General features: G+C 44.8%; 13 protein-coding genes and 2 pseudogenes. 9 read left to right on the forward strand and 6 right to left on the reverse strand.

The window, feature by feature from the left end; translation table 11 throughout:
• Positions 1-149: 149 nt before the first annotated feature.
• Entirely contained in the window at positions 150-1,091 is a 942-nt protein-coding gene (locus tag J4N24_RS05770; protein ID WP_207532711.1) for an Rpn family recombination-promoting nuclease/putative transposase, read from the reverse strand.
• Positions 1,092-1,303: 212 nt separating this feature from the next.
• Between J4N24_RS05770 and J4N24_RS05775 the strand changes: the two are divergent.
• Positions 1,304-1,704: pseudogene (locus tag J4N24_RS05775) on the forward strand (SIS domain-containing protein); the annotation flags it as partial.
• A 94-nt stretch (positions 1,705-1,798) separates the two neighbouring features.
• Here the strand turns inward: J4N24_RS05775 and J4N24_RS05780 are convergent.
• A pseudogene (locus tag J4N24_RS05780) lies at positions 1,799-2,311 on the reverse strand (PD-(D/E)XK nuclease family transposase); the annotation flags it as partial.
• A 101-nt stretch (positions 2,312-2,412) separates the two neighbouring features.
• Between J4N24_RS05780 and J4N24_RS05785 the strand changes: the two are divergent.
• Positions 2,413-3,234 (forward strand): phytanoyl-CoA dioxygenase family protein, encoded by an 822-nt coding sequence (locus J4N24_RS05785; RefSeq protein ID WP_207532713.1) that lies wholly within the window; start codon positions 2,413-2,415, stop codon positions 3,232-3,234.
• A gap of 59 nt (positions 3,235-3,293) precedes the next feature.
• Here the strand turns inward: J4N24_RS05785 and J4N24_RS05790 are convergent, their stop codons facing one another.
• From J4N24_RS05790 to J4N24_RS05805, 4 genes are all read right to left on the reverse strand, one after another.
• Positions 3,294-7,709 (reverse strand): chemotaxis protein CheB, encoded by a 4,416-nt coding sequence (locus tag J4N24_RS05790; RefSeq protein ID WP_207532714.1) that lies wholly within the window; start codon positions 7,707-7,709, stop codon positions 3,294-3,296.
• A gap of 12 nt (positions 7,710-7,721) precedes the next feature.
• Positions 7,722-9,233, reverse strand: a complete 1,512-nt coding sequence (locus J4N24_RS05795; protein WP_207532715.1) for a GAF domain-containing protein — start codon at positions 9,231-9,233, stop codon at positions 7,722-7,724.
• Positions 9,234-9,242: 9 nt separating this feature from the next.
• The gene (locus J4N24_RS05800; protein ID WP_207532716.1) at positions 9,243-10,733 is read right to left on the reverse strand and encodes a sensor histidine kinase; all 1,491 of its coding nucleotides are present in this window, start codon (positions 10,731-10,733) and stop codon (positions 9,243-9,245) included.
• A gap of 237 nt (positions 10,734-10,970) precedes the next feature.
• A complete protein-coding gene (locus J4N24_RS05805) occupies positions 10,971-12,788 on the reverse strand; it encodes a tail fiber domain-containing protein (protein ID WP_207532717.1) in 1,818 nt (605 codons plus the stop codon).
• A gap of 51 nt (positions 12,789-12,839) precedes the next feature.
• Here J4N24_RS05805 and J4N24_RS05810 point away from each other — a divergent pair, with 51 nt between their 5' ends.
• From J4N24_RS05810 to J4N24_RS05840, 7 genes are all read left to right on the forward strand, one after another.
• On the forward strand, positions 12,840-13,454 hold the full coding sequence (locus J4N24_RS05810) for an RNA polymerase sigma-70 factor (RefSeq protein ID WP_242691523.1): 615 nt from the start codon (positions 12,840-12,842) through the stop codon (positions 13,452-13,454).
• Between the two features lie 136 nt (positions 13,455-13,590).
• Positions 13,591-14,700, forward strand: coding sequence for a FecR family protein (locus J4N24_RS05815; RefSeq protein WP_207532718.1), 1,110 nt, complete (start codon positions 13,591-13,593; stop codon positions 14,698-14,700).
• A gap of 266 nt (positions 14,701-14,966) precedes the next feature.
• A complete protein-coding gene (locus tag J4N24_RS05820) occupies positions 14,967-18,485 on the forward strand; it encodes a SusC/RagA family TonB-linked outer membrane protein (RefSeq protein WP_207532719.1) in 3,519 nt (1,172 codons plus the stop codon).
• Positions 18,486-18,510: 25 nt separating this feature from the next.
• Positions 18,511-19,965, forward strand: a complete 1,455-nt coding sequence (locus J4N24_RS05825) for a RagB/SusD family nutrient uptake outer membrane protein (protein WP_207532720.1) — start codon at positions 18,511-18,513, stop codon at positions 19,963-19,965.
• A 28-nt stretch (positions 19,966-19,993) separates the two neighbouring features.
• Positions 19,994-21,190 carry a DUF4369 domain-containing protein gene (locus J4N24_RS05830; RefSeq protein ID WP_207532721.1) on the forward strand — a complete coding sequence of 399 codons (1,197 nt, stop codon included), beginning with the start codon at positions 19,994-19,996 and terminating at the stop codon, positions 21,188-21,190.
• The gene (locus J4N24_RS05835; protein ID WP_207532722.1) at positions 21,183-22,607 is read left to right on the forward strand and encodes a TlpA disulfide reductase family protein; all 1,425 of its coding nucleotides are present in this window, start codon (positions 21,183-21,185) and stop codon (positions 22,605-22,607) included. Before J4N24_RS05830 ends, J4N24_RS05835 begins: the two co-directional genes overlap by 8 nt.
• A gap of 13 nt (positions 22,608-22,620) precedes the next feature.
• On the forward strand, positions 22,621-25,410 hold the full coding sequence (locus J4N24_RS05840; protein ID WP_207532723.1) for a M16 family metallopeptidase: 2,790 nt from the start codon (positions 22,621-22,623) through the stop codon (positions 25,408-25,410).
• Positions 25,411-25,419: the final 9 nt, after the last annotated feature.

Genomic DNA, 25,419 nt, shown 5'->3' on the forward strand with positions numbered 1-25,419 from the left:
GTCGTAGGGTCACCCTACGACCAGAACTGGGCAGTAGGCAATGCATAAAGACCTCGACGCCGAAGGTTCCTGATTTTAAATAGAAATATGCTAAATAGCTAAATGATAGACGCCCTTTGCTTTGAAGCAAGGGCGTTTTTTTTTTGCTCTTATGCCTCTTTTATTTCTTCTTCAGAAAGGCGCGTAGCTTTAGCTATCTCAGGTACAGAAAGGCCTAACTTTTTCAGTTCCCTGGCTGTATTTAGTTGGCTATCCTTTAGTATTTTAGCTTTTTCCGCTTCGGCTTTAGCTCTTTCTTCCTCTAATGCTTTAGCCAGCTTGGCTTCTGATATAGTACGTTCTTCCTCCCGTGCAACCTGCTTGGTATAAGCTATCGCGTTCTCGTAATCCCACCGGGCTTTTAGACTTGCTTCGTATTCCATACGTTCCTCCTCTGTCAGTTTTGAAACTTCTGATATTTTGAAGATCCTTTTAAAAATCTCCTGGTTAAAAATGGTCGGTATTTTGTCCAGCTTACTCATATGTTTAAGCATAAACATCCACTTGTCCCGATTGGTTACCAGGTCAGATTCCTCTTTTACAAAATTACTTAAATCTAAGAACTTAAATCCCAACTTGTTGTAAAATTGCTTTCCTGTATTTTTTTCTAATAGGGCGATATCATAAAAATACTGATCGCTGTCGGCTTCCATCTTAAACTCTAGAATTGCAATGAAGTAAACCTCGGGAAGTTCATAATTGTTGCTTGCCCTGCCTTTGGGAAGCTGTCTTTGAATAAGTCTTGATGCGTAGTAAATACTTCGGTCTTTGAAGAATGCCTGCCGGGTTCGCTGCATCTCTATCAGGAAATGTTCGCCATTGCTTCCCCGGGAGCTTAAATCGAAAATAACACGTTTTTCCTCTGGACCGTCCCCATCGTGCTCGTTAGGGCGATACTCCAGGTCCATAATGTGTTTTTCCCCATCAAATAAATCGTTTAGAAACTCAATCAGAATATCCTTATTTGGTTCTGAAGCGAAAAAGAAGCGGAATCCGAAATCAGTAAGGGGATCAACGAACTTTGTGCTAATGGGATAATTAGGATTGCTCATATTGTTGCGATTTGTTAATCAATTAGGACCGGTGAAGGGTCGTACTGCGACGCTGCAGTCAGGACAACAGGGATGGCTTTCTTCTGGTCGTAGGGTGACCCTACGACCAGAAGAAAGGGTTCGAGGTGACGTGCGATACTTCCTGGGTACCTTGATATTTTAATAAGTATGAATGGTGCTGGTATTCTAAAATGATCTTGCTCACAATATAGATACACCGGGAAAAGAAGGCGAATGATTATATTTTAAGTATTGATGAGAAGTTCAAAGGTTCTACCAATTGTTTATTCCTTGGTCGCGGTACGGGTTTCCCGGTTGCGCTGGAGGGTGCTTTGAAATTGAAAGAGATCAGTTATATCCATGCGGAAGGTTATCCTGCTGCTGAGATGAAACATGGTCCGATTGCTTTGATCGAGGAGGAGATGCCGGTTGTGGTTATTGCTCCGCAGAACTCTTCGTACGAGAAGGTGATCAGTAATATACAGGAGGTTAAAGCGAGAAAAGGTCAGGTGATCGCTATTGTTACGGAAGGTGACAAGGAGGTGGGGCGGTACTGCGTGGTTGTAATGTGGATCAGCCAAGGAATTTGGCGAAGAGTGTGACGGTAGAGTAAGGGGGGGTTAGTGCTAGGTGGTCTTAGCGAGACGCTAAGACCAGGACTGGTGCAGGTTCTGGTCGTAGGGTGGCCCTACGACCAGAAATGGCATTTATGCTTCTTCAACTTCGCCTTCTGAAAGGCCTAATTCTTTGGCGATATCAGCGTTAGACATCCCTGTTTTCTTAAGTTGCCTTATTGCCGCCAAGACGATAGTTCTTTCTTTCTTTACAGCTTCTTCTTTGTCCGCTTCCACTTTAGCTTTTTCTGCTTCAGCTTTAGCTAGTTTAGCTTCAGCTTTGGTTCTTTCTGCCGCTAGTTTAGCTTCGGCAATGGCGCGTTCCTCTTCCCTGGCTACCTGTTCGGTATAAGCTATCGCGTTCTCGTAATCCCACCGGGCTTTTAGACTTGCTTCGTATTCCATACGTTCCTCCTCTGTCAGTTTTGAAACTTCTGATATTTTGAAGATCCTTTTAAAAATCTCCTGGTTAAAAATGGTCGGTATTTTGTCCAGCTTACTCATATGTTTAAGCATAAACATCCACTTGTCCAGATTGCTCACCAGGTCAGATTCTTCTTTTACAAAATTACTTAAATCCAAGTACTTAAAACCAAGTTTGTTGTAAAAACGCTTGTGCTAACTGATTGAAATTTAACTCTTTCAATAGTATTTTATTCATTAACTTTCTTACATTAGCTCACCAACCATTCCTTTGACCATGAGCTATGAAAACTAATCATAATGGGTATTGGGGCCCATTTGGCCTATTGAACGAACTAGAGACTAAGCTAATCATTGATCAGTTTGGGAATTTCTCTGACCGCTTATTACCCTGGCTGAAAGGCCGGCATACTGTTAATCCCCTTATTGCTGAAATTGCTTGTCACCCCATCATCGTAGAACAACTTAAGGCAATCCTGGGAGACGATGTCCTGCTTTCTGGTTGCCAGATCATTAAACAAGCTCCCCAGAAGAATTTATCCTGGCATGTTGACCTGGAACACGCGCAATGGGAAGGGCTATCGGTTTGGGTTGCTTTGGAAAATGTAATTCCGGGGAAATCGATGAGCTTGATTGCCCGATCTCAAAATTTTGGGGCTACGCCGGAGGATTTTAAATTGCAGGGAAAAGATCTGTCTTCACCCGGTAAGGTTTTAGATCTGGCAAAGGAATTAGATCCTGAGGCTACTCTTGTTGAATTGCATATTACAGATGGTCAGTTCTTCATCTTTGATGGGAAGCTTTGGCATGCTACTCAGAATCCTTCTGATTCTCCCCGATATGCGCTTCTGCTGCAATATTGCCGACCTGATCAGAAAGTTAAAGCAGTGCTCGACATTAATTATCCGCAAATCCGCTTCCATTCTTTCAAGCCTGAATGCTTGTTGATTTCGGGCTCTGATCAATATGGCGTTAACCGGGTTATTACACGTAAACAGGTAGGCACGCCGGTAAGGAAAGTTAAAGCTGCGCTGTGGTATGCACCACGGACGATTGCTTATAAGGCTTTGAGGAAGGTTAGGAGAAGGTTTTTGAGGTGGTCGTAGGGGGACCCTACGACTAGGTCAGTATAATAGAGGCTGCATCGGCGCCACCGAAGCCTGTCCTATTTCTCTACGGGCAGGCTGAACCAAAATGTTGATCCTTCTTTATCGGCACTTACGAGTCCAATCTGGCCACCATGTCTTTCTATGATATCTTTGCAGATAAACAAGCCGAGACCTAATCCTGCAAACTTAAATGAGGATTCGTGTACTCTGAAATACCTGTCGAATACTCTCTCCTGCTTATTCCTGGGAATACCAATGCCATAATCCTGAACAGAGACTGTTACTGTTTCATTGCTGTTATTCTTTACTTCCACCACAATCTTGTCTGCTTCTGGTGAATACTTGACGGCATTACCGAGAAAATTGGTGACCACCTGCTCTAAACGAGGACGGTCTGCCTGTACATATACCGGCCCGGCACTTTCATCAAAATAAACGGTGTGAGAACTACTATTAGAGCAAAACTCGTTGACTGTTTCCTTCACCATCTGTACGATGTCAAACCTGGCGACATTCAGTTCCATCTTTCCTGAGTGGATCTTGGTCATGTCCAGCAGATCATTAACCAGTACGGTAACCTTGTCTGTTTGCCGCATTGCTTTGTCCAGGTACTCTTTCAACACCGTACTGGGCTTGCCCAGGTTAGCCATCCTCTGCCCTATCTGAAGTGCTCCCTTGAGACTTGTAATGGGTGTTTTAAGCTCGTGACTGGCAATACTCATAAACTCATCTTTCCTGAGCATCAGATCGCGGGTAGCCTGTTGCGCCCTTACCAGATTGGTTACTTCAAAACCAAAGAATGCGATGCCATCCACTTCGTTTTGACTGTTGAATACCGGTGTAAAGAGATAATCCAGCCAGGCATCGGCTATATGATTACCCTCGCCGTCAAAATGTTTAACATGGAAGGCCTGGCCCGATAATGCTTCTCCGGTAGCCAATATTTCCTGATCTCCTTGATACAATTGGGTGTCGGGAAGCTTTTGATGGGCTTCTTCTGTACTTAGGTTCAAAAACTCTATCCCCGGATAGAAGTCCTGGAATGCGTTATTTATAAATTCATACGTTAAGCCTTCCCCCCTTCTGATGGAGATCAAGGCTGGCGCATTGACAAAGATGCGGTAAAACTCTTCCTGTTGTTTTGACACGAACTCCTGTAATTCCAGACGCTTCTGCTCGGCCTCTTTAATCCTGGTAATGTCTATCACCGAACCTACCATCCGGTAAGGTATGCCGTGACGGTCATGCTGAATACTACCACGATCCAGGATATCAATATATACGTTGTCTGCCCTTAAGAACCTGTATTCGGATGACCAGGAGGTTTCGCCTTCGTTGATGGCGCTGTATACCTCCTCCTTTATCCTTTCGCGATCATCAGGGTGGATCCTTTCGAACCAGAAATCAACGTTCCCACAACTCTCCGTAAGTTCATAGCCGAACATGGGGGTGAACGTATTACTGCGCCACACTTCGTTCTTCACCAGGTCCCAATCCCAAACCGTATCATTGGTTGCTTTGGAGACCAGGTTGAACCGCTCCTCGCTCATGCTGAGACTGAGGGTACGTTCCCTTATGCGGTCTTCCAGCTCATTATTCAGTTTCTTCAGCGACTCGCGGGTGCTGATCAGTTCGTTATAGTTGCGCTTTAAGTTCTGCTCGCCATTTTTTCTGTCTGTTACATCCGTATAAGTTACGGCGAAGCCATCATTAATCTTTGAAGCCATCACAATAAACCAGCCTTTCCCTTCAAAGTACAACTCCGTTTGCAAACTGATCCCCGACTCTACCAGTTCTTTGAATTGCTCAAACAGCTCGCCTTGCAGTAATTCTGTTAGTTGCTTTTTCAAAGACAGACCGGTAAGCGAAATACCTGGTTTCCCAAATACTTTCGCTGCCATCACATTGGCAGTAAGACAGACAAAGTCTTTGATCTGCCCGGCTTCATTCCTCTCTGCTTTAAACACCAGTACAGCGCTCAGGCTTATTTTAAATACTCCTGAAAGGATGCTGTTCAATTCGTTTAAGGCACTTACATCTACAAAAGTGATCACCGCGCCGTCAGCCTGACCATCCCGTCGTAAATAAGGCTGTATCCGCATCAGGCAGATCTGACCATTCCTTAACTCGATCTCCCTTTCAATGGACTTCTCTTTCTGCAGCGTGGCTTTGATATCATCCAGGAAGTTATCGTATTTTATATTGTTGGAAATATGACTTAAGGGGCGGCCGATATCGGCTTCAATTAGATTGACCATGTCCACAGCCGCGGGATTAAATTTCCGGATACGCGAATTAGTATCTACGTAGATCTGCCCGATATCGACACTCTTGAAATAATTATTCAAGTCGTCGTTAAGGTCAATTAACTCCTTTATTTTTTGCTGGTGCTCGGTATTGAGTGTATGTAACTCCTCGTTCAGCGACTGCAGTTCTTCGTTACTCGATTGCAATTCTTCATTTGCTGAAAGGAGCTCTTCATTACTGGATTGGAGTTCCTCATTAGCTGTCTCCATTTCCTCTACTGCCATTTGAAGATTGTTCCTGGTATCCGCCAGTTCGCTTTCGAGCTCGAGTACATAGCCTGTCTGCTGTTCGTTCTCGCTATGGTCTAAGACTATATTCTCAGCGCTTACTTCAGCCTGTACCTGGCTAAATATTACCATGGTGTAAGGATTCTCAGAATCGGGATCGGCGGGACTAACATCTATGTTCAGATATACATCCTCCTGATCTCTTTTTACCCTCACCTTTTTAAGCGATCTGGGCTTTTGTTCCTTCCATACCAGGCGTATGGCGTTGTTCAGAAGAAAGGAGATCTCTTTAGGCACCATTTTCAACAGGTTGATCTCCAGACGTAATTCGGGTAGTGACAGGAAGCGCTTATAATCGCCGATGGTATTTTTTACGTCGAAGGCCCTGTCTATAAACACCGCTACAAATCCATACTGCTCGATCAGGAAGTTCTGAAGTTGCTCTACCGGAGTTTTCTTTGGAGGCTGTTTACTGAGAAAGGTGCTTTGACGATTTACAGGAGATTTTTTTTCGTAAGAAAATGAGCTGGCCTGACTTACCTGTCCTGTTTTTTTGTAGATCTTCCATTTGCTGTTCACTTCAGTAACTCCCTCCTTTATAGGGGTGATCGTTTCACTTGGCCCAAGGAAGAGGTATCCGCCTGTGTTGAGTGCGAAATGGAAGGTACTCAATACCTTTTGCTGCAAGACGCTATTCATATAGATGAGCATATTGCGGCAGGAAACCAGGTCTACTTTAATGAATGGGGGAGATTTGGTAACGTCGTGCCGGGCGAATACCACTTGTTTCCTGATATATGGAATAACAGCATAACGGGTATCTTCCTTGACAAAATACTGGGAAATAACAGAAGATGGTAGATGCTTCACACTGCTTTCCGGATAGGAATTCCTTGAGGCTATTTCAAGGCTGGTTGCATCGATATCTGAAGCAAAGATCTTTACTTCAAGGGCATTATTATTAGCTTTAAGGTGCTGGTCTATCAGGATGGCGAGTGAATATACTTCTTCGCCGGTGCTGCAGGCACATACCCAGACTTTGAGCAGGTCATCCGGTTCCTTTTCTGCAACGATATTAGGGATCACCTCGGCCTTTAGTACTTCAAAAGCCTGTTCGTCGCGGAAGAAGCGGGTTACCCCGATGAGAAAATCCTTGGCAAGTGCTTTTACTTCTTCTTCATCTGTCTGGAGCTTTTTGATATAGGCAGACACCGGCCATACATTAGCTGCCAGCATTCGCCTGCCCAGTCGCCTAAGTATGGTGGGTGTTTTATACAGGGTGAAATCCTGCTGGGTATGCTCTAATACCAGTCTGAACACTTCATTCATGGCTTCTTCATCAAAGTCGCCATTTTCAAGTGACCGGATAGGCTCATCATTAATGTATTCCAGCAATTTGTCGTACATCTTTGAAACGGGAAGGACATGGTCTGCCTGACCGGAGGCTACTGCATTTAGAGGCATCCCATCAAACTTTGCAGTATCTGGTTGCTGAACCATCACCATTCCCCCATGATGTTTGATCAACTCGATCCCTTTGGTTCCATCATTTCCGGTTCCGGAGAGCACTACTGCTATGGCTTGTTCTTTTTTCTCCCGGGCCAGGCTGACAAAGAAATTATCGATAGCCGTGCTGGGCGCCTTGTCGTCTTTCCTGTCTAATTGAAGGTGCCCATTTTTAACAGTGATGAATTTATTATTAGGGATAACATACACGCAGGCTGGCTCTACCCGCTGCTTGTCTGTGGCTTCGACCACTTTCATCTGCGTATGCTTGGAAACTAATTCTACCAAAAGACTTTTATAGTCGGAGGACAAATGCTGCACGATAACGAATGCAATCCTGGGTAATTGGGGGATCTGGTCGAAAAACTCATGGATAGCTTCCAGTCCTCCGGCAGAGGCTCCTATTCCGACTATATACAAGTTATTATTCAAAACTAAACTTCTTTAATTATGCTGTTTGTTCTTTGACTGGTGTTCCAGCAGGAAGCTTCTTACTGTTGCTGCGATCTGCAATTCTTGTTCATGCCATGGTTGCGATGTTTGATTTACTGTCTCCATCCATACCTTGAAGGAATTTCTGGGATGATACGCCTTACCGTCTTCCTCAAAATTTATGGCTTGATGAGGGTTTCCTCCCCATTCTATTGTTTTTACCACTTCGGGTCTGAATAGTACAATAAAATCAGTAGCGCTGGTTCCGAAAGGGATCACGAGCATTCCACTGGCTATCTCACTATGTTTTGCGGCTTCTTCTATTATATTCACGAGGTTATGCGTAGCGAATACCTGCTCGATTTCCTTCGCCTGGATCCACAATAACAGATCGTCAAGAAACAAGGCTTCGGGTACTTGTCCACTCACTTTCTTGCTTCCATTGGTGTAAAGTACAGCCCCTGTAGCATGGAAGAGATTGGAAATGGATATGTCCTGGTTAAAAAGGACCTCTTCAAGGCTGATTGGCTGATATATTCTCTCCATGATCTGGTTGCGATCTTTCTGAAGCTGGGCGATAAACCCATACTCCTCCTTATTAATGATGGATGAGATCTTGTTAGAAACCACATCAGAGAGTAAAGAAAATATAGAACATTGTTCAAATGTTGCAGGGTAAGCACTGGTATGGTTGCAGGAGATCAAGCCCCACAATTTATCATTATGAATAACCCGGAGCGACATCGAGGCCATCACTTTCATGTTATGGAGATATTCGAGATGAACGTCGGCTACGCCCCTAAGATGGCAGGATGATAGATCTGTAAAGGATTTGCTGAGGGGATTGATTACGGGATACAGTTTGGCAGGGCTATAGGTACGATCGGGGATTAAACGATAGGGATTTCTGAGGTAAAGCTGGCGTGCTTGCCTGGGAACATCTGAAGCCGGGAAAGTTACGCCAAGATAGGGCTCTAGCCCCGCACTTTTATTTTCTGATATTACCGTCCCGTTCCAATCGGCATCGAACCTGTACATCATTATTCCATCAAATTGAGATATCCTTTTCAGTTCTGCTACCGCAGCATCGCAAACCTGTTGCACCGTGGTGGCTGGTTCGAGTGCCGTCATCAGATCACGCACATCCTGCAGGCCATTTAATTGGGGGCCTTCCGGCTCGCGCTTGAACTCGAGTTCAACCAGATAGAAGTCCTGATGATTATGCACGAGCATGTTCATTTCGCAATAGTGAAATGAAATACCCTGGGGTCCTTTAGTCTTGATACCCTCTTCCAGTTTCTGACGCAGGCTGTTTGCGTCTTTATCTTTATAGTAGTCTGATAAGGCTGATTGTACTACCACTTTTACCGGTGCATTCAAATATTCCTGCACATTTTCACTTGCCTGAATGATGCGAAGGTCTTCTTTAGCAACGATCAATACCACCCCAAAAGGCATAATTGTATTGATATAATGCAGTGGTAGAGAACCACAAAATTCAGAATCGAAGTTAGATGTATTCATAGGTGTGTTTTATATTTTGCAGGCAGGAATGTTAAAAGAAAATGTGCTGCCTCTGCCTGGTTGACTTTCAATATTCATTTTCCCATTATTTTTTTCAATCAGTTCTTTACTAAGCATTAGACCTAATCCTGTGCCTTTTTCGTTGGCAGTGCCCTGGATTGAACCAAGCCGGCCGTTGTTTAAGAAGCTTGCTATTGCATCGGCAGTTATACCTACACCACTATCGTTAACGGAAAAATTAACGTGATCTGCATACGCTGTAGCAGTAAGTTGAATGACACTATGCGCGGGACTGAACTTTATGGCATTAGACAGAAGGTTCCTGAGTGCGGTTGAGATCATGTTCCTGTCGGCAAATACAGGATTTTCAGTGCTGATATCTACCTCGATCTGAATTTCCTTTGCTAATGCTACGGATTCGAGTGATGCTTTGGCCGCTTGCAAAAGCTCGGCTGGAAGGATCTGTTCGGGAACTGCCTCAAGGGTGCCTGTCTGCATTTTTGCCCATTCCAATAAATTTGACAGCAAGGTATTGCTTTCGCGTACCGTGCGATGAATGATATCCAGAAAGTGCAGCTGTTTATCTTTGGGCATAGTATCTACCCGCTTTTTCAACAGGTCGGTAGTGGCAAGAATGGAAGCAAATGGGTTCTTCAGATCATGAGCGATGATGGAGAAGAGTTTATCTTTTGATGCATTAGAATTTTGCAGTTCTATCTGTATGGTTTTGAGGTCTTCTGCTAGTTTGCGGTACTTCTTTTCGTCCTGCGACAAGGAATTGAAAAGTAACTGTGTAGGACGGGTAAAGCCTGTCTCAATATTGGCTTTATAAATAAGGTAGAAGGAGATCAGTTTGGAGTAGTGACCGATCTGATTGGATAAGCCGTAATTGGAGATATAGAGGGTGAAGCAGAATTCGCCAATTATGGTAAAAATGAGCGACCATAACAGTAAGGGCCAGACTTCTTTGTCGAAGGCTGATCTATTCTTATAAAGGAGCCAGATACCTAAAAGTAAAAGACTGATGACTACGTATTCGCCATAAATTTTAAAGTCTGTTTGTCCATACCCTTCTATGTAACATTCCGGGAAGACTTTGTAGTAAAGGATAGATGATGTAATGGCTACCAGGATAAACGTGTAGATCAGGACGACCCAGTCTGCATTCAGCTTCTTTTTGCTCTTAAGAAAGCGGAAAGCTAGCAGGATGGTTGAGGCTTCCAGGAAACGCGTAGCTATCCAAAACTGATTGGCATAATACGTAGAGCCCGGGAAGATATTCATTCCCTTATACGTAAGGGTGTGTAAGAGATCGAGCGAGCCGATAAACAGGTAAGTTATGCCTACCAATAGAAGGAACTGATTTTCTATGATTTTACGGGCATTCCAGGTAATGATAAAGAGTGCAAACGTAATAATGATAGAGAAAAGCTCTACAAAGGTGTGGAATAGCAGATAGCTTTGCGATAAACTGGACCAGAAAACCAGCACCAGTACCATTATCACAAATAGGAACCTGAGATTAAAAAACTGAGATGTTTTGATATCGTAAAACCGCTAATAAATCGACTACACCTTGCAATGTAGGTATTTTTGTCTTATGTGATGTGATGCAAACCTTATTAAACTCTCCAAGATGCTTGGGGCGGCAGTTTTTGTGAATTTCTCAGATCATAAAAAAGGCAGGAGCCTGAAAAACCCCTACCTGTTAATGGAACATATAAAAATGACCTTTTATTACTTTATTTTTTCTTTCAGTTCCTGGATCTGCTTCAGGCTAGCTGTATTAGCTTCCTTCAAATCGTTTATTTGCTGTTGTTGCTCTTTGATGGCGTTGATCAATACAGGTACTAGTTCGGCATAGTTCATACCTAGGTTTTCTTTTGTTTCATCGCCTATTACTACTTCGGGTACGATCTTCTTGGTATCCTGTGCAATTAAACCAATCTTATTTTTAGTATCTGACTGATCTTTCCAGTTATAGCTTACTGGTTGAAGTGCCATTACTTCTTTAAGGCCGTATTTAAGATTGGCGATATTAGTTTTGAGTCTGATGTCGGAAGTTTGAAAGACTCCGTTGGTAGCGTATACATCATTCCATTTTAAGGTAGAACTTCCCAGATCATACGTATTATTTACTTTGGGCATTATATCACCACCAGCCATTGTTCCACCAGCGATCTCTAACTTGTATCCTGAGGTTACTGTTGTTACGCCAATGCCTATCTCACCAGTTGGAGTTATTCTCATCCTTTCTGTTGGTGTTCCATTACTGGTAAAAAATCGCATAAATTTTCCAGTAACACTATTCCCTATTGATAAGTCGCTTGTACCAAGGCAATGCAAATAGGCCATATTTGCTCCTCCTAACACCCCTGCGCTGGCATTTCCTGTAGAGTTAATACCCATGTTAATATAAGATTCAGTGGCGTTATCGTTAGTCGCCACAATATCGGTACTTGCATCAGCCCCAGCATTGCTGTTTTTTGCATTGATCTGATAAAAGCTATTAATATTTCCAAGAGCATTGGTTGCTGTATTAACACCGGTTGTAGTTAAGAAAATATCACCAGCATCATTTACCCTGAATTTTTCTGCAGAGGAGTTCCTTGAATAATATCTGAATCCTCCTTTACCTTCAAAACTGAATAGGTGATTCTCGGTAGAGCTTTTCAATTGTAAACTGGAACCATTATTAAGCCCATTATTGCTAATTCTTAAAGGCTTATCTGCAGCGGTATAAATATCTATTGAATTCACATCATTTTCATTGGAAATCTTGACAGTTCTATTGGCGTCAGTACCAAATGCTGCATCCCCGCGAACTTCCAATAGCTCTGTTGGGGTAGTTGTTCCAATCCCAACGTTACCATTATTGTTTTTGTAGATGTTGGTAGTGCTAACGTTATTAACCGTTGTTGTGACTGATGTCCATTGACTAGCAGCCGCCGCTCCCCCAGTAGAAAGCCGTGTCCACAAAGAATTGTTCCAATAATAAAATCCCGGTGTTACGTCGCCATTACTTCCTGAAGCATAAACAAGAAGCCCATTGGTTCTTGGATTAATTGTATTCACATCGCCAGTTCCCGTTAATGCTACCCTTGGAATCAGTATTCCTTTAGATCCCGAAGTAATATCTAAGGCAGCAGAGGCATCCGGTGAAGTGGTGCCTATCCCAACTGTTGCTGTATTTACAGTGGCGGTTCCACTAGTCCCCCAATTACCAACGGGTGTCCATACTGTCCCGCTCCAGAAGTAAAAACCTGTAAATACTGCAGTAGTTCCTGAGGAAGCCGGCAAAAGGTTGTATACCAGGAGAGAAGTGGTTGGTGAAGCTATGGTAGTTTGATCGGTATTGCTTGTTAATTGTACCCTTGGAATTAACATCCCTTTGTTAGAAAAATCAACATCTAATCCCGCTGAGGCTTTTGGCGCATTGCCTGTACTGTTTATACCCACATTTTGCGCGTAGGTAGCTCCGCATGTTAAGGATAGTAGAAATACGCAAACCGACTTACCAAGTGTTTTACGATAGGCTCTGTAAACTCTAGACATGCCTGTGCTATACGCGCGGTTTTGGTGCTGGTTACCAGAATTTTAAAATAGATGAATTTTCTCTATATTCGTTTTTGCTTTGATATGGCGGTCTATAGGGGGCTTTCGGATGATGAACTTACAGATTTGTTGAAAACGGGTGATAAAGGGGCTTATACTGAAATCTTTAACCGTTACAACAGCTTATTGTACATTCACGCTTACAAGAAGTTCCAGAACCGTGAGGAAGCCCGCGATGTGGTGCAGGAAGTCTTTACCATGATCTGGCAGCGACGGGAAACGCTGAATTCTATTTCTAACCTGGGTGGTTTCCTTTATTCTTGTGTGCATAATTCCATACTTAATTATATTTCCCGGGAAAATATTAAAGCGAAGTATATTGATTCCCTGCAAAGCTTTATTGATACTGCGCCTGAACTGACTGATGGTTTGATCCGTGAGAAGCAGTTGCGTGCTATTATTGAAAAAGAGATCGCCTCCCTCCCACTGAAAATGCGTATCGTGTTCGAAATGAGCCGGAACGAGAAGTTGAGTCACCGGGAAATTGCTGAAAAACTGAATATTTCTGAAGAAACAGTGAAAAGGCAGGTGAAAAATGCTTTAAAAATTCTAAGAACGAGACTTGGCCTCTTTTTATACCTTATTTTCTACTTCTTTTACCGATAGTCCTGCGATTTTATTTAAAAATCCTTTCCAGGCTTCCTATTTTCTTAAAATTGTTTTATTTTTTTTCAAAATCATCTAACCCCTGGGTTGTTTGAGTTTGTCTTATCCTTAAATCAGGCCAAGAACCTGGAAAGCTATGCAAAAAATTGATGCTAAAGAACTACTGATAAAATATAGGGAGGCCACTGCTTCTAAAGAAGAGAAAGCCCTGCTGATAGATTGGCTTACGCAATGGCGACAGGACGAGGAAACTGGTCTTTCTGAGGAGGATCTGCTTGAAGAAAGGCGCCTGATCTGGGAAGGCCTACCCGTTAAGGAAACAAAAGTACTTCCGCTAAGAAGATGGGCTGTCGCGGCCTCTATCCTGCTGGCGGTGAGTATTTCTGCCTATTTCTTGCTGAACGGAATTTACATGCGCGTTCCTACTGCTTCTGTATATAATAATGACATTGACCCCGGAACGGATAAAGCAATCCTGACACTTTCTGACGGACGGAGAATTGTACTGGACAATTCTGCAGCGGGCATTGTGGCCACTGAGGGAAATGTTTCTGTTAAAAAGACGGCTGATGGGCAGATCAGGTACGTGGTAACAGAGGGCCAGGGTTCTGATAATACTGGCTTCAATACGATAAGTACTCCTGCCGGAGGACAGTACCAGGTGCTGCTTCCGGATGGGACTAAAGTTTGGTTGAATGCCGCCAGCTCGCTGAAGTTTCCTGCCTCCTTCAGCAAAGGAAGGAAAGTGGAACTGCAGGGTGAGGCTTATTTCGAGGTGGTAAAGAATAAAGACAAGCACTTCTTCGTGAACTCGGGAAAGCAGCTGGTTGAGGTGATGGGTACCCATTTCAACGTGAATGCTTATAAAGATGAACCGGCTTTACATACTACCCTTCTGGAGGGTTCGGTAAAGGTGAGCACAGCTGCGGAATCAAAGCTTTTGGTGCCGGGTCAAGAGTCTGTGCTCTCTGCTTCAGGGCTCGACCTGGAGCAGGCTAAGCTTGACGAGGTGACGGCCTGGAAGAATGGCTATTTCAAATTTAATGGAAAGGATATCCGGACCATTATGAGGGAGATCTCTCGCTGGTACAATGTAACGGTTGAATACCAGGGCAAGATCACTGCGGAGACCTTTGATGGCAGGATATCCCGCAACAGGAAATTAACGGAGGTGCTTAAATTGATTGAAAGTGCCGGTAAGGTCCACTTTAAAGTGGAAGGAAGGAGGGTTACTGTGATGAATTAGCTTTCAATACAGGTAATCCTAAAAAGCCAGGACAACGAGGGCAATCGTCATCCTGACTTAACATGGATACAGCATTTATAAATAAATTTCTGACATCCTGTTGCCCGCCCATCGGAAAATGAAAGGCAGCAGGAAAAATCCACGCTTAACAAATGTACATTATTTACCCTGATATTTTAGAGGGGCTGGGCTCCTCTTTTCCAAAATTCCGGCTGGCATCCTGCTCGCTCCTGCGGCTGGACCCGGTCATGAGAAGGAGAATTCTTATGCGGTTTTACCTTAGTACTTTTATTCTGTTCAGTGCCATTATGCAGATCTCTGCACGGTCATTTGCTCAGAAGATTTCCATTTCAGAAAAGAATGCTGCTCTTATAACAGTGTTCGATCAGATCAGCGAACAGAGTGGTTATGATTTCTTTGTTTCCCGTGCATTGGTAAAAGATGCCAGACCTGTAAGCTTGAACGTGAAGGATGAGGAGCTTAAAGTGGTGTTGGAGAAAGTTTTTGCCGGGCAGTCACTTAAATATTCTATCGTTGATAAAACCATTGTGATCAGCAAGAAAGAGGAATCCCTGCTGGATAAGATTAAGGATGCGCTGACCCTGCCAATAAGTGTGCGCGGAAGAGTGATAGACAGTTTGGGCAGACCGCTAGCCGGCGCCGTTGTACGAATTAAAGGAGGAAATGCAGCCTTCGCCACCGATAATAATGGCGAGTTCTTTTTTGGAAGTGTAGAAGAGGGAAGCATCCTTATTGTGAGCTATGTGGGTTATGCCACCAGGGAAGTACCTGTTGCCAGCTATGTGCGGGTGATGATGAGTGTAAATCCGGAAGTACTGAAGGAGGTTACTATCGTTAATAACGGTTTCCAGGAGATCAACAGGGAACGTGCTTCGGGGAGTTATTCGAAGCCCGACATGGAGGTCTTTAAAAACCGAACCGGAACAGTGAATGTACTAACGCGCCTGGAAGGGCTTATCCCTGGACTCACCATCGTACAGGGCCCACGCGTTACCATCAGCCGTAACGGAAGCACTGCAGGAAACCAGGGCCTCATCCGCGGAGCTAGTAGTATTCAGCTGAATCCTGATCCGCTCTTTGTGGTGAACAATGTGGTCGTTCCGGATATCTCAGACCTTAACCCGGATGATGTAGCAGATATTACCGTACTTAAAGATGCGGCAGCGGCAGCGATCTGGGGTTCGAGGGCAGCGAATGGCGTGATCGTTATCACCACAAAAAAAGGAAGTAAAACCGGGAAACTAAAGATTGGCTATAACAGCTTTGTTAATTTCCAGGGTAAGCCCGACTTTGAGTACAATCCGGTATTAAGCAGCGAGGAATACATCCGCGCAGCAAGGGAAGTATTTAGTCCGCAGAACTATCCTCTGGCCTCTCTTTCCACCTCTGTGCTTACTCCGCACGAGTGGTTCCTGTATAATCCGGCGGGTCTTTCGCAGGCAAGGGTAAATGCTGGTCTTGATAGTCTTGCCTCCATCAACAATATGGGGCAGGTTAAGGATCTGTTGTATCGCGATGCCATCAGCTCTAACCAAACGCTTTCTGCTTCGGGTGGCAATGACCGGTATTCCTTCTACGGATCTTTATCCTATAATAATACAAGAACGAACAGGCCGGGCGATAAGAACGACACTTACAGATTGAACTTCAGTCAGAATATCAACCCTGGCAAAAGAGTGAAGATCAGCCTGAATTCAATCCTGAGCAATTCGACCAGCTCCTCTTTACGCCCATTAACTATAGAGAATTCTTTCCTTCCCTACCAGCTGTTCCAGGATGAGAATGGCAATGCTATCCCCATGAATTACCTTACGGGATGGTCGGAGGCTTTAAGGCTCGATTATCAGAACCGCAGCCGGATCAACCTGAACTATGTCCCGCTTGATGAGCTAAATTACGGGAACAGCAAATCCAATAATTTGTCGGTACAGTTGAATGCTACTGCTTCGGTTGATATCTGGAAAGGACTGAGCTTTAAGGGTACCTATGGCTACCAAAAGTCGCCCAGTAATTCGACAAGTTACGATGATATGCAATCGTACAAAATGCGCAGGGAGTTGCTAACCATGACGGTTGCTCCTACTGCTGGCTCTACCCCTGTTTATTACATTCCTTCTACAGGTGGCAAATATTCAACAAGCAATATGGATCAGCGCAACTGGACAGTAAGGAACCAGCTGGTGTTCAACCAGGCTTTAAGGAAGGGGAAAGATTATTTGACCCTGCAGGGAGGACAGGAAATTCAGGAACAGTTCAGCATTAGCACTGGTTCGGTTGTACGTGGGTATAACCCAGCTTTGCAGACCTATGAGCTGATGAACTATACTTTGAACCGTAATGGCCTTAACTCGATAGTAAGGGGATATTTTAGTGAAAGTCCATACTTCAAACAAGAGGTTTTGCAGCGCTTTAAATCCTGGTTTGCCCTCGGTAGCTATAGTTTCGACCATAAATATGTGATTGATGGTAGCTGGAGGGTAGATCATAGTAATTTGTTTGGTCAGGATAAATCGACGCAAAATAAACCAGCATGGAGTATTGGAGGAAAATGGATTGCTACGAGGGAGAGCTTTCTGGATGATGTGAAATGGCTGAATAATTTATCCCTCCGCGGAACCTATGGTATTGCCGGAAATTCGCCATATGCAGCTGCTGGTTCTAATTATAATATTCTTGCTGCAGAGTTTGGTCAAAATATAGCGGGCACAGGATTAACAGTTCAAAGCCCTGCGAACAATCGCCTGTTGTGGGAGATCACCCGGACAAGGAATCTTGGATTTGATCTGGCTGTATTGAATAACCGCATTAATTTCAGTTTCGACCATTACCGTAAAAAGACTACAAACCTGTTGGGAGGACTGGTATTGAATCCACTTACGGGCCACAATTCAATCACCGGAAACCTTGGTGAGCTGACAAACAAAGGACTTGAGTTTAGTCTTCGGACGATCAACCTGCGTTCTGCTGCTTTTGACTGGAGCACTAATCTTACCTTAAGCTATAACAAGAATAAGCTGGTGGATTATGGTACCATGAGTCCGTTTTTGAACCAGGGAGCAACTAAGGTTGGCTCAACCTATTTCCCAGGCTACAGTATGTATCCTTTGTTTGCCTACCAGTTTGCAGGCCTTGATAACTTAGGAGATCCGATGATTAGACTGGCAGATGGTTCTGTAACGAAGAGGGGCTATGTAGCGGTTGGAGACGATATTGTTTTTAAGGGTACCGTAGTGCCTGTATACAGCGGCGGTTTCTCTAATACCTTCCGGCTTAAGGCCTTTAGCCTGTCTGCCAATATGATCTATAATCTGGGCCACGTGATGAGAAGGGATGTAAATAACTTCTATACGGGACGTTTGACTGGTGCTACTACTACGTTCAGCGGAAATATCACTAGTTATTTTAACGACCGCTGGAAACAACCTGGTGACAAAGCCTTTACCAATGTTCCTTCGTATGTGGCCGACCAGAACATCCACTACTCCCGCAGGGATGTTAACTACTATATAAGGGGAGACGTTAATGTGGTAAGCGCATCTTACGTGAAGTTGCGTGATATCACCCTTACCTACACCATGCCGCGCAGTGTGCTGCAGAAGTTGAAGATGGAGGGTTTAAATGTATTCCTGCAGTCGGGCAACTTTATGGTTTGGAAGGCGAACAAGAATGGCATCGATCCTGAATACCACGGCCTGAGTACGGGCGAGAGAAGGCTTCCGCCTTTTAAACATCCTCTGAGCATTGGTACTAACATTTCACTTTGATCATACAATTTAAGGAATAACAGACATGAGAACCCGATATATATTTTGTCTCCTCGTAATTTGTGCCTCTTTCAGCTCCTGCAAAAAGGATTTTTTGGAAGTGATCCCGAAAGGGCAGCAGATAGCTGAAAAAACAGAGGACTATGCCCTGCTGATGAATAACAGCACCTTTTACCAATACCTGAACGGCGGAGGCTGGCAGGCACCGGTATTGATGGGCGATGATGTGGCGGCTGAAGCTACCTTTTTCAATTCGGCACCTGTACAAACACAACGTTTATTCAGGTGGGATGAGGTGATCTACGACCAGGTAACGGATGTTGCTTCAGACCTTCGCCTCTTTTTACCTCAGGTGTATACCAGCAACCTGGTGATCAACGAGGTGATGGGCTCTAAGGGAGGCAGCGAACAGCAAAAGAAGGCTCTGCAAGCCGAGGCCCTGGCTACACGTGCATGGATCTATTTTCAACTGGTTAATTTCTATGCAAAGCCTTATAATGCAGCTACTGCCGGCACCGATCCAGGCTTCCCTATTATCACTAAAGCGGACGCAATGGAATCCGTTTTTAATCGCGGCACGGTCCAGGGGACTTACGACTTTATCATTTCCGACCTTGTTTCGGCCATAGAGAACCTGCCGATGGAGAATGTGATACGGACGCGTTTTTCTAAACCTGCAGCCCAGGCCTTGCTAGGGAAGGTTTACCTCTTTATGGGAAAACCGGATCTTGCCCTGCCTCTGCTGGAAAGTGCTCTCGCGAATAATGCCTCGGCTGCCAGTCCCGCCAGGCTATACGATTACAACGTTACCTTCGCCCCTGGCGGCTCCTTTTTGCCAATCGCTAACAATGGCCCTACGTCTCCGGGAAATAACTATAATGATTTTACAGAATCGATACTGGCAAAAACTTTCGGGAATCCTTTTGCTTTCGGGAATAGCGGTATAATTATCAGTCCCGAAACTGCTGCCCTCTACTCCCCTTCCGACTTGAGGCTGAAGTTTTACAGTCCCACCTATAACACCGGCCAGCCAAATCCGCAGGGAAGATTGCGGAAATACGGTGTCTCCTACAGCAAGTTTGGAGTCGGCCTTCCGGAATTACACTTGCTTATCGCAGAATCTCGTGCTCGTTTAAATCGTCTGGATGCTGCCGTAGCTGATCTGGAGGCTTTCCGCTCGAAGCGGATGCCTGCAGCTGATGCCAAAGTGCCTGCAGCAGTAGCCGGGGATCAAAATGCGCTGATCAGGTTCATATTTGATGAGCGTGTGCGGGAATTTGCTGCAGAGGGATACCGTTGGTTTGATATGCGGCGTATGTCGGTTGATCCTGTCTTCCAGGGGATCACTTTTACTCATAAAGTGTATCCGGCTACTGCCACCGCACCTGTGGTTTATACGATGAATCAGCCTGATCGTCTGGTACTGCGTATCCCTCCAAATATCATGGTTTCAAACCCTGGAATGGAGAATAACCCTTAGGGAAGATCACTCAATTTAAATTTTAAAGATGTTCAGGAATTTATGGAAAAATGCCCTGCTTGCTACCGCTTTGTCGGTAGCAAGTGGAGCTCTTTATGCTCAGAAAGCGTTCACACTGAACGGAAAATTGTCAAAAGACAAGTCGGGCATGCTTCGCTTAACGTATTATAACGACAGTTTGGAAGTGCGTGATTCTGTGGAGCTTAAAGAGGGTGCTTTCACGTTTAAGGGGAAAGTTAAAGAGCCTGTTTTGGCAACCCTTGAGCTGAACCCCCGGCACGGCAGGGTGACCTACGAGGAATACATGAACCGGGATGCGCTGGAGTTCTATCTGGAACCTGCTAAGATCAGTTTAGAGAGTAGCGGCGGTGTTAAAACAGCCAGCATCCGCGGAAGCAAAAACCAAATCTCCTTTGAAAAGATCAGTGCCTTACAGGCAAAGCTTGATAGCCAGCTGGCACCCTACGAGAAGCTGTATATGAAGTACCGGTCGGAACGCGACACTGCAGGCGCAAGAGCTTTGATGCTGAAGGTGAACCCCATCTTACAGGAGAAAAGGGAGACGGATAGTCTTTTTATTGCCGGAAACCCGGATAGCTATGCCGCTTTCAGTATCTTTTTTAAACAGAGGGGCCCCTTTATCATAGAGCTTCCGGCAGTTGAAAAGGAGTTCAACCACTTTAGCAACAAAGTGAAGAAATCATATCTGGGCCGCAAGATTGCTTCTAGAATTGCCCTGGCTAAACGACTGGAACCCGGAAATAAGGCTCCGGATTTTACTTTGCCTGATGCTGACGGAAGGCCGCTGAGCCTTTCCTCCCTGCAGGGAAAGAATGTTTTACTAGTGTTCTGGACCCGTAGTATGGCAAACTTCCAGGCTTTTAAAAATAATATTGATAAGGCATGGGAAGGGCTGGGTAAGGACCGCCTAAGCGTTCTTGCGGTAAATTATAGTCCCGATAATGCTTCCCTTAAAGATCTCATGGAACGCGAATCTATCAGCTGGTTAAGTGTGAGTGATGTGAATGGAATGGATTTTATCCGAATGAGAGGCTCCGGTAGTGTAGCGGCGACTTATGACCTAAGTCCGGTAACTATCCCGCAAGCTTGGCTGGTTAACGCTGAGGGGATCATTCTGGCCAGGAACTTAAAAATTGATCAACTTCTTTCAGACAGGATTGGCAATCTGCTGCAGAATCCTACAAACACTAAAAAACATGAATAAACTAATTTGTCTTTTACTCTTGCTTCCATTGGGTTCGTTTGCTCAAAAAGCTGTGCTTGTGCGTGGGAATGCAGGTAAAGGAAACAAGGGACAGATCTATTTCTATGAGAAGCAGGAACGGGTTTCAAAGCCTACGGATTCCTGTACGATTAAGCCGGACGGCTCTTTCTCTAAAACCTTTAGCCCCGGGGCCTCCGGTGCGCGCTTCATTGCCGCCAATAACGATCAGCCTTATGCGATCTGGTTGGGAAATGAGGACCTCATGATCAGTTATCAGCCTGATGGCTTTCCTGAAATAAATGGTGGCGGTACGGAGAATAAGCTGCTTAACGTGATGAATAAGGCAAAACTTACTTATGCTAATTCCATGTCGGGCAATTCGCCGGACTCCATTAGGCGGGGTGCTATGGGCAAGTTTCAAGGCTCTTTAAAGATACTGGCTAAGCAGCATGCAGACGTTCCCTCGGTGGTTTGCGTGCTGCAGCTTTTGAACCGGGAAGAGGATAAAGCTTTTGTTTCGGAAATTGCTAGTTCCTTACAGAAGAGCCAACCTGATAACCCTGGTGTACAGGAGTTTATTGCCGAGTATACTCGCCTTGATCCGGGGCATCCAGCTATTGACTTCCGCTTCCTTACTCTGGAGGGGCAAAATGAATCCTTAACTACTATTCTGGGGAAAGCTAAATACACACTGGTAGATTTCTGGGGCACCTATTGTGTTCCTTGCCGCGAAGGGATACCAGGAATAAAAAAATTATATGGTCAGTATAAGGAAAAGGGTTTGGGGATTCTGGCCATTTCGCTTGACAGGAAAGACGATATCTGGAAGAAGTCGGTAGCGGAGGAGGATATGCCCTGGGCACAGGGTCGTACCGAAGACGGAGGCAGGGAGGTTATGGAAAAGTACCGCTTTAATGGTATCCCCTACCTGGCCTTGTTCAATCAGAAGGGAGAGATTGTTGCCCTTGCCCTGCAGCATGAGGAATTGGAACAACGACTGAAGGGGCTGATGGGTGCGCCTGCAGAGCTTTTGAATGCTGCTGCTGAGGAACACGGGCTTTCTATCATCCCATCGGAAGAAGAGAAAGCCTTGGTTGCTAAGATTACTTCTGGGGACCTGAATGCGAAGTATTCGGCTTTGCTTAAAGGGCTATCGCAGGAGCAATATATCAGCAACTACATGAAGGTGCTGGAACAGAACCTGGATCTGAAGGAATACCAGAAGGGAAAGATCTCCTGGTCTTTGCCTGCAAATTTTCGCGACTTGCAGGAGATATACAAAGGGAAACTTGGTTTGAAAGAGAAACAGGAAGCCTACCGCAAGATTGAGGAAAAGCAATTGGGCTTTCTGAGGTTCGCGCTGAAGAAGGAGCAATACGAGAAATATTTGAGGCTGAGGGCCGGGAAAAAGATTTAGGAGGTTATAAATTATGAATTTAAGATCAATATTAAGCCTGCTTGTTATAGCAGCTGCTGGCAGTACAACATTTGCACAAAGCATACCCGCTGATCCTTCCATTAAGAAGGGTCGTTTACCGAACGGGTTCAGCTATTATATACAAAAGAACAAGTTTCCTGAAAAGAGCGTCCAGCTGCAATTGGTGAACGATGTGGGTTCTATCCTTGAGGAAGAGAACCAGAGAGGTATTGCCCATTTTATGGAGCATATGAACTTTAACGGTACTACTCATTTCCCTGGCAACAGCATGGTTACCCAGTTGCAAAAATCGGGCGTAAGGTTCGGTGCCGATCTTAACGCTCATACGAGCTTCGATGAAACGGTTTACGAACTTCCATTGCCCTTAAAGGATCCTGCTATGCTAATGAAAGGCATGCGGATCATGCGCGACTGGGCGAATGAAGCGTCCTTTGATGCTAAAGAGGTTGAGCAGGAGAAAGGTGTAGTACTGGAAGAGAAAAGATTGAAAATGGGCGTGCAGGAGCGGATGAGCAATCAATACCTGCCCATGCTGTTTAACCAGTCGCTCTACGCTGAAAGGCTCCCGATTGGGACGGAGAAGGTGATATCGGGATTAACACCGGCGCAATTAAAACGCTTCCACTCGGATTGGTACCGCCCTGACTTGCAGGCCCTGATCGTGGTGGGTGATATTGAAGTTGCGCAGGTTGAGAAAATGATAAAATCTCTTTTTTCAGACCTTCCCAAACCAGGTATGCCTAAAAACAGGACTAGATACAACATTGCTTTAACTGGCCGGAACCAGTATATGAAGGTAACCGATGTGGAAAAGGCAGGTGCGGAGATCCAGGTGATGATCAAGCATCCGGGACGCAAAGTGGTTACCCAGGAGGATTACCTGGCTCATTTGAAACTTCAACTATTTAACGAAATGCTTTCTACCAGGATAAAGGAAAGCAGGTACCAACATCCGAATGCGGCATACAATACCTTTAGCGCTTCTGTTGAACCCTTCCTTGCCGGATTGGATATGTTTTCGTTTACAGTTTCTGCTCATGAATCTAAACTCGATCAGGCTTTTAAGGAAAGCTGGCTGATCGTAGAGCAGGTTAAACGTTTTGGATTTTCGCAAGGCGAACTTGACCGGGCGAGAACGCAGTTTTTACGTAGTATGGAAAGTGCTGTTAAAGATCAGGAACACCGCAGCGCTTCAGGTCTGGTTCAGGCTTGTAAAGATAACTTCCTTCATCAGGAGGCTATACCAAGTCTGGAATGGGAATATCAGTTTGTGAAACAGGCGCTGCCCTCCATCAGCCTGCAGGAATTGAAAGAATTGGGTGCATCCTATATTAAAGATACGAACCGCGACATCCTGGTACTTGGTCCTGCAAAGGCGGCTGATTTATTACCGGATGAAACTGCAGTGGTAGCAGGTATAACTTCCTTATCTACCCAGCCTTTATCGCCTCCATCTGAAAATACGGTTACGGCAAGCCTTATTTCTGACTTGCCTGTTGCCGGTAAAGTGAAGCAACGGGAAGAAGTTAAGCAATTAGGCTTGACGAAGCTGACTTTGAGCAACGGGATTAAGGTGCTGTTAAAACCTACTAATTTTCAAAATGACGAGGTCGGCTTTTACGCCTTTGCACCGGGTGGAATCTCTGCGTTTAAGGATGAAGAACTTCTTCATGCCAATTTCGCTCGTTCTGTTGGAGGCATGGGACTTGCGGGCTTCTCTCCTATTGACCTCTCAAGAATATTGAATGGAAAAATAGTTAATGCATCACCATTTATTGGAGAAAGATCTCATGGTATCCAGGGGATGGCCGCTCCCTCAGATTTGGTTACTGCACTGCAACTGGTTTATCTACAATTTACCCAGCCAAGGCCCGATAGCGCTCAGTTTACTTCTATGATAAGGAAAACTAAGGAGGCTTTATCGGCAAGAGCGCTAAGTCCGGAAAACGTATTTGCAGACACCATGGCTTTTGTGCTGAACAACTATAGTGCGCGGGTATTGCCTCCGCGGCCGGAAGAGCTGGACAGGGTAAAAATCGAACAGGTGATGGGCGATTATAAGGCGCTTTATGCTGATGCTTCTGCCTTCACTTTTGTTTTTGTTGGGAACTTCAACACTGAGGCCATTATTCCACTGCTTGAACAATACCTTGGTTCGCTGCCTGCTTTGGCCAGTAGTAGAAAAGCGTTGGATCACAACACCAGAACTCCTGAAGGTGCTATCACTAAAAAAGTATTGAAGGGAACAGAGAATAAGGCTAGCGTACGATTGGTGCTAAGTGGGGATATGGTAGTAAATGCGGAGAACCGCCTGGCGCTGGAGGCTTTGCAGGAAGTGGTACAGTTGAGACTGTTGGAGGAGCTGAGGGAAAAGGAAAGTGAAGTGTATAATCCATCTGTCAGGACTACCTATTCTAAACTTCCTACGGGCAGATTCGGTATGATGATCACTTTTGGCTGTAGTCCCGCGAATGCCGATCATCTTATTGAAATTGTTCAGAAAGAGCTTAAGAAGTTGACGTTGGAAGGTCCTAAAGCCGAAGATGTAGAGAAGTTCAAGGCTTCTTACCGGAAAAGCTCTGAGCTTGCTTTAAAGAACAATGGTTTTTGGCTAAGCTATCTTTCCCGCCAGAGCGAGAACCAAGAGAACCTGCTGGATGTTACCGAATCTGAGCGACTTTTAAATGAGCTATCTCTTGTTCAGTTAAGAGCAGCTGCGAAAACGTACCTTGATAACGGGAATTTTATCCGTTTTATATTATTGCCCGAGAAGGGAGTTTAAGCTTGTACG

The sequence above is a fragment of the Desertivirga arenae genome, assembly GCF_017355785.1.
GTDB lineage: Bacteria > Bacteroidota > Bacteroidia > Sphingobacteriales > Sphingobacteriaceae > Desertivirga > Desertivirga arenae.